Here is a 17,838-nt window from a genome sequence, read left to right as displayed (position 1 = left end):
GCTGTCGGTGGCGGCGGATAGAGTCGACGGGTGCCCGATGCTCCCACCACGGCCCCCACCCCGCGCCTGCTGCTGCTCGACGGCCACTCGCTGGCCTACCGTGCGTTCTTCGCCCTGCCGGTCGAGAACTTCTCCACCACCACCGGGCAGCACACCAACGCGGTGTACGGCTTCACGTCGATGCTCATCAACGTCCTCCGCGACGAGCAGCCGACGCACCTCGCGGTGGCCTTCGACGTCTCCCGGCAGACCTTCCGGATGGAGGAGTACGCCGAGTACAAGGCCAAGCGCGCCAAGACGCCGGGGGAGTTCAGCAGCCAGCTGCCGCTGATCGAGGAGGTGCTCGAGGCGCTGCGGATCCCGTTCCTGAAGAAGGAGGGCTACGAGGCCGACGACATCATCGCCACCCTCACCACCCGCGCCCTCGAGCAGGGGATGGAGGTCCTCATCCTCACCGGCGACCGTGACTCCCTCCAGCTGGTCACCGAGCGGTCGACGGTGCTCTACCCGATGCGGGGCGTCTCCGACCTGGCCCGGATGACCCCCGAGGCGGTCGAGGCGAAGTACGGCGTGCCGCCGCACCGCTACCCCGAGATCGCGGCGATCGTGGGGGAGACGTCCGACAACCTCCCCGGTGTGCCGGGCGTCGGTGTCGGCTTCGCCGCGAAGTGGATCAACACCTACGACGGGCTCGACAACGTCATCACCCACGCCGACAAGATCACCGGCAAGAAGGGCGAGGCGCTCCGGGCCCACCTGGGCGACGTCATCCGCAACCGGCGCCTCAACGCCCTGGTGTGCGACCTCGAGCTGGAGCTCGCCCCCGAGGACCTGGCGATGCGGCCCTGGGACCGGCAGGAGGTGCACACCCTCTTCGACGGCTTGGAGTTCCGCGTCCTGCGCGACCGGCTCTTCGAGACGCTGAGCTCGGAGGAGGAGATCGACGACTCCGGCTTCGACGTCGCGATGAGCGTCCTCGAGCCGGGCGGACTGCGCGCCTGGCTGGCGGAGCACGCGGCGTCGGACGAGCGGGTCGGTCTCCACGTCGCCGGCCGGTGGGGAGCGGGCAGCGGCGACGTCGACTCGCTGGCCCTGGCGACGACGGAGGGGACCGCGGCCTGGGTGGCGAGCGACCGGCTCGACCCTGACGACCAGGACGCCTTGGCGGCATGGCTCGCCGACCCGGCGCGGCCGAAGGTGCTGCACGACGCCAAGGGCCCGATGCTGGCCCTCGAGGCCTGGGGCATGCCGCTGGCCGGGCTGTCCCGCGACACGGCGCTGTCGGCCTACCTCGCCCGGCCGGACCAGCGCTCCTACGACCTGGCGGACCTCACCGTGCGCTACCTCAAGCGCGAGCTGCGCACCGGGGGAGCAGACGACGGCCAGCTCAGCCTCGACGGCCTGTCGTCCGAGTCCGCCGGCGAGGTGGAGATGCTCCACGCCCGTGCGGTCCTCGACCTGGCCGCGGCGCTCGACGAGGAGCTCGCCGACCGCGGCGGCACCCGGCTGCTCGAGGACATCGAGCTGCCCCTGGTCGACCTCCTCGCGACGATGGAGCGCACCGGGATCGCCGTCGACACCGAGCACCTCGAGTCGCTCGAGCGCCACTTCGCCGGGGAGGTGAAGCTGGCGGCCGAGGACGCGTTCGCGGTGATCGGCAAGGAGATCAACCTCGGCTCCCCGAAGCAGCTGCAGGTGGTCCTCTTCGACGAGCTCGACATGCCCAAGACGAAGCGGACCAAGACCGGCTACACGACCGACGCCGACGCGCTGCAGTCGCTCTACGTCAAGACCGAGCACCCCTTCCTCCTGCACCTGCTGCGCCACCGCGACGTCTCCCGGCTGCGCCAGACGATCGAGGGGCTGCTCAAGACCGTGGCGCCCGACGGGCGGATCCACACGACGTTCAACCAGACCATCGCGGCCACCGGCCGGCTCTCGAGCACCGACCCCAACCTGCAGAACATCCCGATCCGGACCGAGGAGGGCCGACGCATCCGCGAGGCGTTCGTCGTCGGGCAGGGTGCGGGCGACGACGGCGGCTACGCGTGCCTGATGACGGCCGACTACAGCCAGATCGAGATGCGGATCATGGCGCACCTGTCCGAGGACGCACTCCTGATCGACGCCTTCCGGTCGGGGCGGGACTTCCACTCGGTGACCGCCGCCCGGGTCTTCGACGTGCCCGCCGAGGAGGTCGACGGCGAGATGCGGGCGAAGATCAAGGCGATGAACTACGGGCTCGCCTACGGGCTCTCGGCCTACGGTCTCGGCCAGCAGCTGACCATCGAGCCGTCCGAGGCCCGGGTGCTGATGGACGAGTACTTCGAGACCTTCGGCGGGATCCGCGACTACCTCGCGGGCGTGGTCGACGAGGCCCGTCGTACCGGGTACACCGAGACGATCTACGGCCGACGGCGCTACCTGCCCGATCTCACCAGCGACAACCGCCAGCGTCGCGAGATGGCCGAGCGGATGGCGCTCAACGCGCCGATCCAGGGCTCGGCCGCCGACCTGATCAAGATCGCGATGCTCCGGGTCGACCGGGCGATCAGCGAGGCGGGGCTCCGGTCGCGGATGCTGCTCCAGGTCCACGACGAGCTGGTCCTCGAGGTGGCCGACGGCGAGCGCGACGCCCTCGAGGAGCTCGTGCGCCGGGAGATGGCCGCTGCGGCGGACCTCGCCGTGCCGCTCGACGTCTCCGTCGGCACCGGCCACAGCTGGCACGAAGCGGCGCACTGAGCCCTTCCGCGCCGGTCGCGGTCGGCGGTTCCTACGCCGCCAGGGTTCGCTCGCGGTCCGGTGCCGATCGGCGACCCGCGACGGCGGCGACGCTCGCCAGCACGACGAACAGGGTGGCATCGAGGGCCAGCACCAGGGTCACGAGCGACTCCACGGAGTGCACGAAGGGGACCATGCAGAGCAGCACCACCAGGGTGGCCCAGATCGCGAGGATCGCCCCCCACTGCTGCCTCGCCAACGCGGAGTAGAGCAGCAGCTGGATCATCGAGAGCAGCGTGCCGACCAGCGCGAAGAGCCACAGCTCGTCCTTGACTCCGGCGAAGTCCTCGCCGCCGACGAACAGCAGGGCGAGGTCGGTCAGGACCAGGGTGGCCACCATGCCGGACAGCCCGAGCGTCAGTGCGACCACGAGGCTCTTGACGAGCGTGCTGCTGTCTGCGCCCTCGGTGGCCATGGACGGGAAGGCGATGACGGCGACGAACTGCGGCAGGAAGAGGATCGCCTTGACGAGGATGAGCCCCCCGGCGTAGAGGCCGGCGGTCCGGTCGTCCAGCACCGCCCGCGCCAGCAGGATGTCGGCGTTCGAGAGGGCGAAGAACGCCAGGAGTGCCTGGCTGCTCCCGACGACCTCCCGGAGCACGTCCACGGCCGAGACCTCCGGTGCGGGTGCGGGTGTCGGCACCCGGGGGCGGCGCAGGGCGACGTACCCGATGACGACCGGCACCCAGGCCCCGAGCGCGACACCGAGCACCGCGGCGAGCTCGGTGCGCCACAGGAGCAGGAAGCCGGTGCCGAGCACGACGCGGCCGAGCCCCTGGGCCAGGTAGATGAGGGCCAGGGGCCCCCACCGGCGCTCGCCCTGCAGCACCCCCGCCTGGCCACCCATGATGGTCATGGGCGCAGCAGCGACGGCCACGAGCACCGCGGTGCCGAGGCGGTCGAGACGGAGCAGCAGGTCGAGCAGGGGAGCCAGCGCGAGCAGTGCGACGGCGAGCACGGCCGAGCTGCGGTAGGCGACACGGAGGACGGCCGCCTCGACCGGCACGGCGGAGCCGGGGTGTGCCGAGATCCGTCGCGCCCCCGTGGCCTGCAGCCCCAGCGAGAGGACGTTGACGACCAGCAGGACGCCCATGATCGCCGAGAACGCGCCGAAGTCGCGTGGGCCCACCAGGTGGGCGACGAGGATGGTGTAGCCGTAGGTCGCCAGGTTCATCACCCCCATGGCGGCGGCGATGCTCGACCCACCTCGCAGGAGGGAGCGGAAGCCCCCGACGCTCCGCGACACCGTCTCAGACACGGCGAGGAGCCTACGTCGATGGTTGGATCACCGGGTGTCGGACTGGCGAAGCTGGCTTCCCACCGTCTGGGCGCTCGCCCTGGCGGTCCTCCTGCTCGGGCCTGCCCTCGGTCCCGGGCTGGTGCTGACCTACGACATGGTGTGGGTGCCGGACCTCGCCGTCCGTCCCGACGTGTGGGGCGTGGGGACCGCGCTGCCGCGGGCGGTGCCCTCGGACGCGGTCGTCGCCGTGCTGGACGAGCTGGTGCCCGGGTCCGTGCTGCAGGACGTGGTGCTGCTGGGTGCGCTCGTCGGTGGCGGTGCGGGTGCGGCCCGGCTCGGTCCGGCCGGGCGCTCCAGGAGCGCCCTGCTGGGCCGCCTCGTCGCGGTGTCGGTCTACCAGTGGAACCCGTTCGTCACCGAGCGCCTGCTGCTCGGCCACTGGCCGGTGCTGGTCGGGTACGGCGTCCTGCCGTGGATCCTCCTCCTGGCTCGCCGGTGGCGGTCGGAGGGGCGCCTCCCGCCCGCGCTGCTCGTGCTCGTCCCGCTGGGCTGCCTGAGCGCGAGCGCTGGCGTGGCGACCGCGGTGGCCTTGCTCGCCGGCGCAGCCGGACCGGCGCGCACCGCGCGGGCGGTCGGCCTGGCCGTGGCGGGGAACGCGCCGTGGTTGGTCACGGGCCTGCTCCACGCGGCCGACGCGCGCGGGGACGCGGCCGGGGCCGGGGCCGGGGCGTTCGCCCTGGGGCCCGACGGTGCGCTCCCGCCCCCGCTCGCGGCGCTCGCGCTCGGCGGGGTGTGGAACGTCGAGGTCGTCCTCCCGTCGCGTGAGGGCGTCCTCGCCTGGCTCGGTCTCGCGCTCCTGGTGGTGCTCGCCGCGGTGGGGCACCGTGCCTGGTGGCGGTCCGTCGCTCGGCGTGATGCCGTCCCCCTCCTGCTCTGCTGGGCGGTCGGGTTCCTCGTCGCCCTCGCCACCTGGGCCGCCCCGGCGCTGGTCGGCTGGCTGGCGACGCACGCGCCGGGCGGGGGGCTGCTCCGCGACGGCGCGCGACTGCTGCTGCTGTGCGCACCGCTGGTGGCTGCGGTGGTCGGCCACGGGGCTGCGGTGACCCTGCGCCGGGTCCGCGGTGTGGTCCCGCGAGCGGCCCTCGGCGCGGTGGCGGTCGTGCTGCCCGTGACGCTGCTCCCGGATGCCGCGCTCGGCCTCGGCGGTCGCCTCGAGCCGACCGGCTACCCCGAGTCGTACGCCGCGGCGCGTGAGGTGGTCGCATCGGCGGGCCCGGGGGACGTCCTCGTCCTGCCGCTGTCGAGCTACCGGCAGCCCGCCTGGAACGGCGGCCGGAAGGTCCTCGATCCGCTCGGCCGGTACCTGGGCCGGGACTTCGTGAGCAGCGACGAGCTGGTCGTCTCCGGCCGGACCGTCGCGGGCGAGGACCCGAGGGTGGTCGCGGCCGCGGGAGCGCTCGACGCCGGCACGCCGGTGGCCCGGGCGGAGCAGCTGGCCGCCCTCGGCATCGGCCTCGTGGCGCTCGACCGCACCGCGCCGGGGGAGGCACCCGGGGTCGCCGGGCGCGAGCTCCTCCGCACGGACGACCTGCTCGTGGTCGAGCTCGAGCAGGTCGTCCGGGTGAGGGCCGTGCCCGCGGTGTGGACGGTGGCCGCCGTGCTCGCGTGGGGTCTCTGGATCGCCTGCCTCGTCGCGGGACCGTGCCTCGCTGCCGCCGGACGGCGTCGCGTCCGCGCGGCCCCGTGATTCAGGTCTCGGGAAAAGCCCCGGTCGCTGGTGACCGCTGTTACCGTTCCCCCGGGACCTAGGGAGGGTTTACATCGTGGGAAGCATCGCGGGCATCGTCGGCAGTCTGCTGGTCGGGGGGATCGTCGCCTCGGCGACCATCGTCGGGGTCGTCTCGGCGCAGACGGAACCGAGCGGGAAGTCCCCCGCCAACGTCAACCAGCCGGTCATCCAGTACGGCACCAACGGCTGAGCCGTGGTGGCGTCTCAACGGCGCCGCCACCACCACCCCGTTCCTCGCCGCTTGCTGACCAGCTCCTGCGGGTCCGCCGGATCCTGGCTGTCCACGTGCACCCGGCTCAATGCCGCCTGCACGACGAGGGCGAACGAGTGCTGTGCTTGGTCCCAGGTGTAGGCGTGGCTCATCCTCCGCGCGCCGTCGGCCAGACGACCGCGCTCCTCGTCGTCGTCGAGAAGGCGACCGATGGTCTCCGTGAGCTGCTCGGGCGTGTCGACCAGGACGCCTGAGCGACCGTCCTCGATCGACTCACGGGTCCCCCCGGCCGACCGGTAGGCGACCGTCGGGGTCGCGTGCATGCCGGCCTCGCCGATGACCAGCCCCCATCCCTCCTTGAGGGACGGCAGCGCGAGCAGCCAGGCACGTTCGTAGACCTCGTGCTTGCGCTCCTCGTCGACGTGGCCCTCGAAGACCACCGAGGCGCCAGCGCCCCGGCTCCGGGCGTACTCGTGGAGCTCCGCCTCCCACCAGCCCCCACCGACGACGTGGAGCCGGAGCCCGGGATGACGGTCCCGGAGCGCCAGCACCGCGTCGATGGCGTGCTCCACCTGCTTGTGCGGGACCAGTCGGCCCACGACCGCGACGACCGGGATGGCGGACTTGCCGGGGTCGACGGGGACGACGGGGTCGGTCCCGTTGTGGACGACGGCGATCCGCGGGCCGCGGACCCCGAGCTCGCGCAGCTCGGCGCGGGTGGCGCGGGAGACGGCGACGTACTGGCAGCGTCGGTAGAGCCACGGCGCGAAGCGCCGCTCGACCCACCAGCCGACCTTCGCCGTGGCACCGCTGTAGACGACCGGCCACTGTTCGCGGTGCACGTGGTGGACCAGGACGACGACCGGTCGGCGGGTCACCAGCCGGCTGAGGAAAGGCATCCCGTTCTGCACGTCCACGACCAGGTCCACCTCGCCGAGCCGCCCGCTGGCGAGCGCTCGGAGACCGGCCGGGTAGACCGACATCTTCGAGCCACGCCGGACGAAGGTGATGCCGTCCACCACCTCCTCCGGAGGTGCTGCGGCGTGGGCGGCGCAGAAGATGGTGACGCGGCAGCCGCGGGCCACCAGCCCGGCAGCCATCTTCTCGAGGTACCGCTCGGCGCCGCCGCCCTCCGGGTTGCGGGTGTCCCGCCAGCTCAGGAACGCCACGTGCTTGCCTGCGAGCGGCTCGAGCGGCCCGCCCGGGTCCTCCGTCTGTCCTTCTCGCACCCGGGGCAACGTACCAGTGGGTAGGGTGCCCGGCGTGCCCCACGCAGCTTCCGGCGAGAGCCCTGGCCGGCCTCCGTGGAGGGCCACCTGGGGAAGGTCTGTGCGCCTGCTGCGGGAGTTCCGCGTGGAGCAGACGGACCCGGGGCGCTTCTACGCCGCGCTGGCCGAGGACTCCGTGAACCAGCTGTCGACCTACGTCCCGCTGGCGGGGGCGACGGTGCTCGACGTGGGCGGGGGACCCGGGTACTTCCGCGACGCCTTCCGCGCCGCAGGGGCGACCTACTGGGCCCTCGACGCGGATGTCGGTGAGATGGCCCGGCTGGGGAGCATCGCCTCGGGGACGGTCGTCGGCAGCGGGATGCAGCTGCCCTTCCGGACCGGCAGCCTCGACGTGTGCTACTCCTCGAACGTGCTCGAGCACGTCCCCGACCCGTGGCGGATGGCCGAGGAGATGCTCCGGGTCACGCGGCCCGGCGGCACGGTGTTCCTCTCGTGGACCTTGTGGTGGGGCCCGTGGGGCGGCCACGAGTCCGCGCCGTGGCACTACCTCGGCGGGCAGCGCGCGCGACGCAGGTACGTCCGCAAGAACGGCCGCGAGCCGAAGAACCGCTACGGCGAGTCCCTGTTCAAGGTGACCGCCGGCGAGGGCCTGCGGTGGGCGCGGGCCCAGCGGGACCTCGGTGTCGCCGAGGTCGTGGACCTCACGCCCCGCTACCACCCGTGGTGGTCGCGGTGGCTGCTGCGGGTTCCGGTCGTCCGCGAGGTGGTGACGTGGAACCTCGTCGTCGTCCTGCGGAAGAGGTGAGCGCTCGGAGGACAGCGCCGGAAGCCACGTCGGCGACCGACGCGCTGCCGGCGCCGGCCCCCGTGGCGGCCTTCCGCTTGCGGCTGCTCGCGTCGTGCGCACTGCTCGTGGGCCTGGCCCTGGTGCAGGATCCGGGGCTGCTGACCGCCGACACCAAGGTGGACCTCGCGCTCGCGCCTGCCGACTGGCTCGCGCGGGCCCTGCACCTGTGGGACCCCGAGGGGGCGTGCGGCCAGCTGCAGAACCAGGCCTACGGCTACCTCTGGCCGATGGGGCCCTTCTTCCTCCTCGGCTGGCTGCTCGACGTGCCCGCGTGGGTGGTGCAGCGGCTGTGGCAAGGCCTGGTGATGTCGGTCGCGCTGGTGGGCACGGCCCGGGTCGCCCGCGCCCTCGGAGTGCGGTCCGACCTCGCGTGCCTCCTCGCCGGCTTCGCCTTCGCGCTGTCGCCGCGGGTGCTGACCGTCCTCGGACCGATCTCCATCGAGGCCTGGCCCGGCGCGCTCGCGCCGTGGGTGCTCCTCCCCTTGATCCGCGGCTCCAGGGTCGGCTCGCCGCGCCGAGCAGCGGCGCTCTCCGGGCTGGCCGTGGCGATGGTGGGTGGCGTCAACGCCGCGGCCACGTTCGCGGTCCTCCCGATGGGCATCATCTGGCTGCTCACCCGGACGAGCGGTCCGCGCCGCCGCGCGCTGATGCTCTGGTGGCCGCTGTGCACGGCGCTGGGCACCCTGTGGTGGCTGGTGCCGCTGTTCGTGATGGGCGCCTACAGCCCGCCCTTCCTCGACTTCATCGAGACGGCCTCGGTCACCACGTTCCCGACCACGCTGTTCGACACGCTGCGAGGCACCTCGAACTGGGTGCCCTACGTCGACGTCGGCTCGCGGGCCGGGAACGACCTGCTGCGGACCGCCTGGCTGGCGCCGATCAGCGGAGTCCTGCTCCTCCTGGGCCTGGCCGGCCTGCTGGACCGGCGCACGCCGCACCGCCCGTTCCTGGCCCTGTCGTTGCTCGTCGGCGTGCTCATGGTGACGGCAGGCCACCGCGGGGTCGTCGAGGGCTGGTGGGCGGCCCCGGTGGCGGAGCTGCTCGACGGTGCGCTCGCCCCGCTACGCAACGTGCACAAGTTCGACCCCCTCGTGCGGTTGCCGCTGGTCCTGGGCCTGGCCCACGTCGTCGACCGAGCGGTCCGGGCACGGCAGGAGGCGGACCTGCCGCGCGCCGAGCGGTTCAACCAGGGCGTCCTGGCGGTGGCTGCGGTGATCGCGGTGGCGGTCACCGCCCTGCCGGCGTTGCAGGGCCGCCTGCAGCCGGCCGGCGCGACCCTCGGCGCGCCCGACTACTGGCGACAGGCCGCGGACTTCGTGGGTGAGCGGACGACGGGTGGCACGGCGCTGCTGGTGCCGGGCTCCCCGTTCGCCCAGTACGTCTGGGGCGACACCGCCGACGAACCCTTCCAGTGGCTGGCCTCCTCCCCGTGGGCGGTCCGGAACATCATCCCGCTCACGCGGCCGGGCACCATCCGGATGCTCGACGGTCTCGAGCGCCGGTTCGCGGCGGGCGAGGGCTCCGAGGGCCTCACCGAGGCACTGCGGCGAGCCGGGGTGGAGCACCTCGTCGTCCGCAACGACCTCCAGCGCTCCGACGACGTGCCCGACCCGGTCCTCGTCCACCAGGCGCTCGCGACGTCGCCGGGTCTCGAGCGGGTGGCCGCCTTCGGGCCGGTCCTCGGGGCGGAGGGTCATCTCCGCAACGGCCCCGACCGGGTGCTCGTCGACGGCGGACGCCAGGCGAGGTACCCGGCGGTCGAGGTCTACGCCGTGCAGCCGGCGCCCGCCCCGGCGGTGTCGGCCGACGAGCCTGCCGTGGTGGCGGCAGGCCCGGAGGACCTCCCTGACCTGCTCGACCTCGACGTGATCGACAGCGCACCCGTCAGGCTGGCTGTCGACGCCGGCGCAGAGGACGAGGCGCGGCCGGGGCGCGTGGTCCTCACCGACGGCCTCCGCGCGCGGGAGCGCGCCTTCGGCCGGGTCCACGACGCGGACTCGCCGGTCCTCACCCCGGGCGACGTGCGTCGCACGGGCAGTCCCGCGCGCGACTACCCCCTCGAGGGCGGCGACCGCTGGGCCACGACCGCCCGGCTCGACGGCGCCTCCTCGGTCTCGGCCTCGACCTCCGCGTCGGACGCGGGGACCATCGGCGGGAGCCGTCGTGGTGCGCTGCCCTATGCCGCCCTCGACGGCGTCGTGGACACGGTGTGGACCTCCGGGTTCGTCGGCTTCTCCCGGGACGAGCGGCCGTGGTGGCGCGTCGACCTCGAGGAGCCGCTCGCGGTCGACACGGTGACGATCACGGCGGGAGCGGACGAAGGCCGCCAGACGCTCCGCGTGGTCACCGAGCACGGCTCCTCCGAACCGGTGCTGATCAGCCCCGGCGGCACCCGCACGGTGCCGCTGCCCGCGGCGGCGGACACGGGCGAGCCCGGTGAGATCGGTTGGCTCCGGGTGGAGGACGCCGAGGAGGACCTGGGCGGAGGCCTGGCCCTGGCGGAGGTCGCCATCCCAGGGGTGTCCGTCGGCCGGGCGCTGGTCCTCCCGACGTTGCCCGAGACCTGGGGTGCGCCCGACGCGGTCGTGCTGCGGGCCGACCTCGACGCCCGTACCGGCTGCGTCGAGATCGGCTTCGAGGACCGGTGCGCCGCCGGCCGGGGTCGCACCTCCGAGGAGGGCCCGGTGCTGCGCCGGGTCTTCGAGCTCACCGACGCCGAGGAGTACGCCGTCGCGGTGCGCGCGAGGCCTCGCAGCGGGCCGGCCCTGGACGACCTCGTCCTGGCCGGGCAGCCGACGTCGGTGCGGGTCTCCTCGAGGTCGCTCGCCGACCCGCGTGCCGGTGCTGTCGCCGCCGTGGACGGGGACCCGACCACCACGTGGCTGGCCGCGACCGGGGAGGACCAGCCGGAGCTCGACCTGTCCTGGCTCGGACGCAGGTCGGTGTCCGGCATCGACCTCGACGTGGACGCCGATGTGGCCGCGCGCCTGCCGGACCGGGTGCTCGTCCGTCTTCGTCAGGGGAGACGCGTCGTGGAGGAGCTGGTCGACCTGGGCCGCGACGGACGGGCGACCTTCCCGGCGGTCCGCGCCGACGGCTTGAGCCTGCGGGTCCTCACCTCGGAGACGGTCTCGGACCTGGCGTTCGACGGCTCCGAGCGGGCCGTGCCCGTGGGGATCGGCGAGCTGACGGTGGCGGGTGTCCCGTTCCTCCCGCTCCGGCTCCCGGCCGAGGTCGTGGAGCACCCGTGCGGGTCCGGACCCGACGTCCGGGTCGGGACCCGACTGCTCCGTACCGCTCTGCTGGCCTCGCCGCTGCAGCTCCTGCGAGGAGAGACGGTCCCGGCCGAGGCCTGCGGCTCCGGCGGCGTGGCCCTGGCGAGCGGGACGGTGGAGGTGGTCGCCGCGCGGTCGGAGGCCGCCGACGTCGCCTCCGTGGTCCTCACGTCCGAGACGGACCCAGGGCCGCGACCTGCTCCGGTGCCCGCCGGTCTCGACGTCACCGGACCCGTCGAGCGGACGCTCCTGCCGGCCGGGAACGACGCGGTCGTGACCATGCGGGAGAACGCCAACGCCGGCTGGGTCGCGAGCCAGGACGGGGACGAGCTCGAGCCGGTCGTCCTCGACGGGTGGCAGCAGGGCTTCGTCGTGGACGGTGCGGAGCCGGTGACCGTGCGGTTCGCCCCGGACCGGATCTACCGCCTCGGTCTCGTGGCCGGCGGCGTCGCGGTCCTCGGCCTGCTGGCGGTGGTCTGGCTGACCCGTCGACGTTGGAGTGGGCCACCCCGCGCCGCACTGACCGACCGGCGGCTGCCGCTGCCGGCGGCCGGGGCCGCGGGCGTCGTCGCCGGAGGGCTGGTGGCCGGGGCCGTCGGCTCGATCCTCGCCCTGGGCGCGGTGGCACTGTGGTGGGTGCTGGCGAAGCGAGCACCGGAGGTCGCGCCCTGGGTGATGGCGCTGCCGGTCGTCGTGGCGTCCCTCGCCTATGCAGTCCAGCCGTGGGGCAGCGCAGCCGGGTGGGCGGGGGAGCAGGCCTGGGTCGGCTACCTGCTCGTCGTGCCCGTGGCCGCGGTGGCTGCCGCAGCGGGCGACCGGCGTTCCGGCGCCAGGCGGAACAGCCGCATGGCCGGGCGTTCGACCAGACGGTAGGCGACCTCTGCCGCCACCAGGGTCGAGGCGACGGTGAGCACCCACAGCTGTACGCCGTTCCCACCGAAGAGCGGGTAGTCCATCGCCTCGGCGATCAGCTCGAGCAGGATCAGGTGGAGGCAGAACACGCTGTAGGAGACGACTCCGAGCCGTCGTGCGGGTGAGCTCCCGAGCGCCCTGCCGAACCGGCCGCCCGGATCCGCCGCGATGCCGGCGAGCACGGTCAGGCCGCCCACCAGCGCGTAGAGGAGGTTCTTGGTCAGGGACTCCGCGTCGGTCGGGAGCACGGTCAACGACGTCGGTCCAGCGAGGGGAGTGGCGGCAGCGAGCAGGAGGCCCAGGGCCAGCGCCCAGCAGACCCCGGGTTGCCGCCCGAGGGCGAGGACGGCCGCACTGACCCGGTTGCCTCGTCCACGAGCGTGCTGGACGTGGAGCAACGCCAGGCCGATCCCCACCGCGAACCAGCTCAGGAAGCCGGGCAGCCACAGCAGCGCCGGTCCCGGCGTGGCGCCCTGCGCCCGGGCGGCGCCGTCGAGGTGCCACCAGATGGTGGTGGCCACACCGAGGGCGAGCACGGCGGCGACCCGCGCGGGGGAGAGCCTGCGCCGTCCGGTGGCGAGGAGCATGAAGGCCGGCAGGGCCAGGTAGAAGGTCGCTTCCACCCCGAGGCTCCACATCTGTCCCAGGCCGGCGGGTGCCAGCGGATCGACGAAGATGGTGGCGAGCGTGAGGGTGACCACCCAATCGCGGAGCCCGAGGTCGTGGTTCGCAGGGAGGGCCGTGAGCGCGACGACCGCGGCGACGAGGTAGACCGGGTAGATCCGCAGCAGCCGCTTGGCCAGGTAGCGGCCGGTGGCCGGTCGCGGCCGGCCGAGGGCCGCGCGAGCCAGGTACGGCCGGGAGAGCAGGAAGCCCGAGAGGACGAAGAACAGCGCCACGCCGACGTCCAACCGTGCGAGGAGCACGCCGACGGTGCCCCCGCGGCCGTAGGCGCCGGCGTGGAACGCCACGTGCGTGGTGAGGACGGCGAGGGCACCGACAGCGCGAAGCGCGTCGAGCACGGGGAACCGGGGAGTCACGACGGCCTCGTCGACGGCGTCGACCGGCTCGACCGGCTGGCTCATGGTCGTGGTCATGGTTGGTCCTCCCGTCGTGGGCCCCCGCCTGCCTCGATGAGGCCGGCGGTGATCTCGTCGACGCACACCGTGACACCAGGGTCCAGCCCGCCGAGGCTGATCGCCGGGAAGGCCCCGTCGGCCTGGACGTAGACGGTGTTCAGCCCGCGCTGCAGGTCCACGACCCGGTCGGTCTCGCCCGCCTGGACCCGCACCGCCGTGTCGCCGGACGCCAGGTAGTCCATGCGGAGCCACCACGGCAGGTCCAGCGTCGGGCCACGCAGCGGGATGGTGCGGGTCGACTCCTGGACCTTCCAGCCGCACCCTGGGACGGGCCCGGGCAGCGACGAGGTGCCGCCGCGGAGCTCGGCCTCTACGACGTGGCCGGTGGCGTCGAGCACGTGCAGCCGGTCGGTCGCGACGGGGAACTCCGCCGCAGGGGTGAGCATGGGCAGGAGCGCCTCGGTGGTGTTGTACGGCGCGCTGAGGGGCGCCATCACGTCCGCGGGGACGGTCTGGTTGGCGAGGTCGACGCGCTCGAGGTCCTCGGCGCTGTCCACGGCGGCGGACAGGTACTCCTCGGTCGGGTGCTCGGTGTGCCAGAGCCGCGCGTAGGTCACCGAGCTCCACAGGCCCGAGGCCGCCACGACGATCGTCGCCGCTGCCACCGCGCGGGCGCTCACCGGCCGGGTCAACAGCGGCTCCGCCCGCACCCGACTGGTCTGCTCGGCGCCACGCAGCTCCATCGAGGCCAGGCCCAGGGCGAGGACCGTGGCGCACGCCGCGTCGGTGAGGTAGCGGTACTCCGTGCCGCTCACCGAGCCGAACACCTGGGCACGCGTGGTCAGCAGCAGCAGGTAGTCCGCCGCGAGGTAGCCGCCGAGGAGCACCCACGCCCGCAGCGTCCGTTCCCGCCGCAGGGCGAGGTATGCCACCACGAGCGCCACGACGACCCACGACAGGTGCACGCTCCAGGCCGGCGGGTCGGCCTGACCGGCCGGCGCGACCCAGTCGTCCCACCGCCAGGGACCGCCCAGGAGTGCGGTCACGAACGACGTCCCCACCATCTCCTCGGCCAGGGCTGCGGCGCCGTCCGGCGTCTCGCCGGACGCCAGCTGCGGGACGTGGACGGCGTAGGAGGCGAGGAACGCCGCACCGCCGGCGACGCCGGCGAGGACGGCTGGCCAGTGTCGTCGCATCACGGTGACCACCCGTCGTGCCGGACCGCCCTGGGCGAACCAGCCCAGGGCGAGGAAGGCGAGCACGGGGAAGACGAGGAGCACCTTCACGTAGGCCGCGAGCCCTGTCGCCAGCAGCACCAGGGTGACGGTGAGCCAGCGCAGCTGCCGGGTGCGCAGGTGCTTCACCCAGGTCGCGACGGAGGCGAAGAACACCGCCTGGAGGGGGAGCTGGTTGAGCGCAGCCGCCCACCAGAGGAAGGCCGGCATCGTCATCGCGGTCGAGAGGTAGAACGCGAGCGGGACCAGCACCCGCCACCTGCAGCCGAACAGGGTCATGAGCATCCACGTGCACGCCACGGCGGCAACCGCCTGCATCGCCAGTGAGGTGCTCGCCAGGAGGGGCCAGCTCAGGTGGTCGGGGGCTGCGCCGATCCAGGCGACGAACCGTCCCCAGGGCATGAGCTGCGCGTCGTACGGCGCCAGCAGCAGGTCCAGCGTCAGCGGCTCACGAGCGGACTCGTGGACGAGCCGGAAGTCGTCGCTGTAGAACCACGCCGGGTAGACGGCCCACGCACGGACCGCCAGGTGGGCGAGGACCATCGCCGCAGCCGCTCCGAGGACCAGCCCCCGGTGGTCCCGCTGCACGCTCGCTCCAGCCACGGTCGAAGTGTGCCCGGCTGAGATCGGTTCGTGTGAAATCGTGCACATTCCTATGACCGGGGTTACGGTTGCGTGATCAGTTTCCTGGGGAGGGAATGCGGTGCGAAAGATTCTTGGGCGGCTCCTGCTTGCCGTCGGTGGTTTTCTGTTGATCGCTGGAGTGCTGGCGACCGTGTGGGCGCCCGGGGTGGTGAAGAAGACCCCGATCGACGTCGACACGACGACGCGGCTGGACGGTGTGGCGACGAAGCTGGGCGAGACCTTCCCGGTGCAGGTGACGAGCGTGACCCGCTCCGACACCGAGGCGTCCACCGACGAGACGGCGATCTGGGTGAACACCTCCTGCGTGGTCGACAACAGCGAGGGAGACGCGCCGGACTGCGTCGACGGGGACGACCCCCGGCTGGTCTCCGCGTCGATCGGCACCTTCGCCACCGACCGCGAGACCGCCCTGGCCACCGACCACGAGAACCTGCCGCCGGGCACCACCCCGTACGAGGGCATCGTGAACAAGTTCCCGTTCGACGCGGAGGCGCGTGACTACCCGTACTGGGACGGCACCATCGGCCGGGCCGTGCCCGCGGAGTTCGTCGAGACCACGGAGATCGACGGGCTCGACGTGCACCACTACCGGGTCGAGGTCCTCGACGAGGACATCGAGGTCGCCGAGGACACGCCGGGCAGCTACAGCCAGACCGTCGACATCTTCGTCGAGCCGGACACCGGCGCCGTCGTCAACCAGCAGCAGTCGCAGCAGCGCTACCTCGAGGACGGCACGCAGGTCCTCGACCTCAACGTCGCCTTCACCGACGAGCAGCTCGAGACCAGCATCGCGGACGCCAAGGACAACAAGGCCAGCCTCGCGCTTATCACCAGCACGCTCCCGCTCGTCGGTTTCCTGGGCGGCGCGGTCGCCCTGGTCGCCGGCGTGCTGCTCCTCGTGACCGGCCGTCGCAAGACGTCGACGCACGAGGCCGCCCACCGGGAGGCCGTGCCGGTCTGAGCCCACGGGAGGACCAGCCACCGACAGGCCTCGCTCACCCCCGGGTCGCGCCGAAGACGGCGGTCCCGGGGGTGAGTCGTCCCCGGACCTCCGACCAGCCGCCCCAGACCCGGTCGTGGCCCTCGGGCCAGCGTGGCTCGAGGAGGTCCGTGAGGACGAAGCCGCACCTCGCCAGGAGCGCGACCCAGTCGCCGAGCGTGCGGTGGTGCTCGACGTAGGACACCTCGCCGGTCGCCTCGTCGACCTCGACGTAGGGCCGGCGGTCCCAGTAGGACTGGCTGGCGACCAGCCCCTCCTCGCCCGGGTCGTCGGCGAACATCCATCGCGTCGGGTGGGTGATCGAGAAGGCGTACCGCCCGCCCGGGCGCAGCACGCGCGCGGTCTCGGCGATCGCGTGGTCGAGGTCCCGGACGAACTGGAGCGCGCCGAAGGAGGAGAAGACGACGTCGAAGGACCCGTCGCGGAAGGGCAGCTGCGTGGCGGTCGCCCGCACCGACGGGACGGCGCAGCCGGTGTGCTCGTCGATGCGGCGGGAGTGCTGCAGTTGGCGCATGGAGAGGTCGAGCCCGACGGCCCGGCCTCCACGGGAGCGCACCCAGCGCGAGCACTGGCCGGCTCCCGAGCCGACCTCCAGGACGTCGCGCCCGGCGACCTCCCCGAGGATCCCGGCCTCGTCCTCCGTGAGTCCCTCGGGGCCCCAGACGAAGCCGACGTCGCCGAGGAACTCGCCGTGGGTGGCCTGGTACTCGTCGGCGTAGCGGTCCCAGTCGGGGCCGTTGGCCCGCCGGGACTCGGCCTCGTCCACCGACCGGCGCTCGACGCGCACGGGTGGCAGCGGCGGGTGGTGGCGGGAGTCGGGTGCGTTCGGCTGGCCGCTCACGACGTCGCGGGTCCCAGCGGTCGACGCCGGCTGATGGGGAACCGGCCCGCCAGCTCGCCGAGCGGTCCGACGGCGCGCCCCAGGGACTCGGCGGACTGCGAGAGCGACGGCACGAGCTCGGCCAGCTGCTGCAGCCGCGGCTGGATCGACTCCAGCGTCTCGCCCAGGGCGACCAGCTGGTCGAGGGTGCCGCCCTCGGCCACGAGCTTCTCGACGAAGCCGTCCTCGGTGAGCACCCGGTCGGCCAGGCCGCCGGGGGCCAGCACCCGGTCGAGCACGCCGTCCTCGACCGTCAGCCGGTCCAGCGCTCCACCGGCCGCGAGCAGCCGGTCGAGGACCCCGCCCTCGGCGGCGAGCTGGTCGAGTGCTCCGCCGGGTGCGAGCAGGCGCTCGAGCGCGCCGCCGTCGGCCAGCAGGCGGACGACGGGCCCGTCGTCGGCCAGCAACCGGTCGAGCACCCCGTCCCGGGCGAGCAGCCTCCCGAGCGGGCGGTCGCCGTCGAGGAGGTCGGCGACGGTGCCCGCCAGTCGGACGGGCCCGTCCTCGTCGGTGAGCAGCTGGGTCAGCTGCTGGGCGTAGCCGCCGTCACCGATGACCCGCAGCAGCAGGTCCGCGTACCCACCGGGCCGGCGCAGCGGACCCCGGGGCGCTGCCAGCTCGCCGAGCTGCAGCGTCGTCCGGGTGGCCGCGGCCGCGAGGCGCATCGGCAGCGACACGACGTCGATCACGGCGGGCAGGAGGGCCATGGCGCAGA

12 protein-coding genes are annotated in these 17,838 nt (G+C 73.5%); 6 read left to right on the top strand and 6 right to left on the bottom strand.

Features of this window, described 5'->3' with window-relative positions:
• Positions 1-30: 30 nt before the first annotated feature.
• Entirely contained in the window at positions 31-2,742 is a 2,712-nt protein-coding gene (polA, locus tag ACSMHG_RS01095; protein ID WP_435741485.1) for a DNA polymerase I, read from the top strand.
• A gap of 31 nt (positions 2,743-2,773) precedes the next feature.
• On the opposite strand, the gene ACSMHG_RS01090 is transcribed toward polA, so the two are convergent.
• Positions 2,774-4,039: a lipopolysaccharide biosynthesis protein gene (locus tag ACSMHG_RS01090; RefSeq protein WP_435741484.1), complete on the bottom strand. Its 1,266-nt coding sequence runs from the start codon at positions 4,037-4,039 to the stop codon at positions 2,774-2,776.
• Positions 4,040-4,073: 34 nt separating this feature from the next.
• Here ACSMHG_RS01090 and ACSMHG_RS01085 point away from each other — a divergent pair, with 34 nt between their 5' ends.
• Positions 4,074-5,768 carry an MmpA family trehalose lipid delivery protein gene (locus tag ACSMHG_RS01085; protein ID WP_435741483.1) on the top strand — a complete coding sequence of 565 codons (1,695 nt, stop codon included), beginning with the start codon at positions 4,074-4,076 and terminating at the stop codon, positions 5,766-5,768.
• A 76-nt stretch (positions 5,769-5,844) separates the two neighbouring features.
• Positions 5,845-6,000 (top strand): hypothetical protein, encoded by a 156-nt coding sequence (locus tag ACSMHG_RS01080; protein ID WP_435741482.1) that lies wholly within the window; start codon positions 5,845-5,847, stop codon positions 5,998-6,000.
• Positions 6,001-6,014: 14 nt separating this feature from the next.
• Here ACSMHG_RS01080 and ACSMHG_RS01075 read toward each other — a convergent pair whose 3' ends face one another.
• Positions 6,015-7,250 carry a glycosyltransferase family 4 protein gene (locus ACSMHG_RS01075; protein ID WP_435741481.1) on the bottom strand — a complete coding sequence of 412 codons (1,236 nt, stop codon included), beginning with the start codon at positions 7,248-7,250 and terminating at the stop codon, positions 6,015-6,017.
• 124 nt (positions 7,251-7,374) lie between these two features.
• Here ACSMHG_RS01075 and ACSMHG_RS01070 point away from each other — a divergent pair, with 124 nt between their 5' ends.
• The gene (locus ACSMHG_RS01070) at positions 7,375-8,055 is read left to right on the top strand and encodes a class I SAM-dependent methyltransferase (protein ID WP_435741480.1); all 681 of its coding nucleotides are present in this window, start codon (positions 7,375-7,377) and stop codon (positions 8,053-8,055) included.
• A gap of 62 nt (positions 8,056-8,117) precedes the next feature.
• Positions 8,118-12,245, top strand: coding sequence for an alpha-(1->3)-arabinofuranosyltransferase domain-containing protein (locus ACSMHG_RS01065; protein WP_435741479.1), 4,128 nt, complete (start codon positions 8,118-8,120; stop codon positions 12,243-12,245).
• Here the strand turns inward: ACSMHG_RS01065 and ACSMHG_RS01060 are convergent.
• Together ACSMHG_RS01060 and ACSMHG_RS01055 are read right to left on the bottom strand one after the other, a co-directional pair.
• Positions 12,140-13,381, bottom strand: a complete 1,242-nt coding sequence (locus tag ACSMHG_RS01060; protein ID WP_435741478.1) for an acyltransferase family protein — start codon at positions 13,379-13,381, stop codon at positions 12,140-12,142. The genes ACSMHG_RS01065 and ACSMHG_RS01060 overlap by 106 nt on opposite strands.
• Positions 13,378-15,201, bottom strand: coding sequence for a hypothetical protein (locus ACSMHG_RS01055; RefSeq protein WP_435741477.1), 1,824 nt, complete (start codon positions 15,199-15,201; stop codon positions 13,378-13,380). Before ACSMHG_RS01055 ends, ACSMHG_RS01060 begins: the two co-directional genes overlap by 4 nt.
• A gap of 100 nt (positions 15,202-15,301) precedes the next feature.
• Between ACSMHG_RS01055 and pgfA the strand changes: the two genes are divergently transcribed.
• A complete protein-coding gene (gene pgfA, locus ACSMHG_RS01050; RefSeq protein WP_435741476.1) occupies positions 15,302-16,204 on the top strand; it encodes a cell envelope lipid trafficking protein PgfA in 903 nt (300 codons plus the stop codon).
• Between the two features lie 34 nt (positions 16,205-16,238).
• On the opposite strand, the gene ACSMHG_RS01045 is transcribed toward pgfA, so the two are convergent.
• A complete protein-coding gene (locus ACSMHG_RS01045) occupies positions 16,239-17,084 on the bottom strand; it encodes a class I SAM-dependent methyltransferase (protein ID WP_435741475.1) in 846 nt (281 codons plus the stop codon).
• On the bottom strand, positions 17,081-17,830 hold the full coding sequence (locus ACSMHG_RS01040; RefSeq protein WP_435741474.1) for a hypothetical protein: 750 nt from the start codon (positions 17,828-17,830) through the stop codon (positions 17,081-17,083). Before ACSMHG_RS01040 ends, ACSMHG_RS01045 begins: the two co-directional genes overlap by 4 nt.
• Between the last annotated feature and the right edge of the window lie 8 nt (positions 17,831-17,838).

Source organism: Nocardioides ureilyticus (genome assembly GCF_051280745.1).
Taxonomy (GTDB): Bacteria; Actinomycetota; Actinomycetes; order Propionibacteriales; family Nocardioidaceae; genus Nocardioides.
Note: the sequence above shows the minus strand (reverse complement) of the source record. Positions and strands in the feature narration are given on the sequence as shown.

Coding starts and splice junctions, on each gene's coding strand:
- ACSMHG_RS01060 (WP_435741478.1), bottom strand. CDS start 13,381: ATGACCACGACCATGAGCCAGCCGGTCGAGCCGGTCGACGCCGTCGAC.
- ACSMHG_RS01040 (WP_435741474.1), bottom strand. CDS start 17,830: ATGGCCCTCCTGCCCGCCGTGATCGACGTCGTGTCGCTGCCGATGCGC.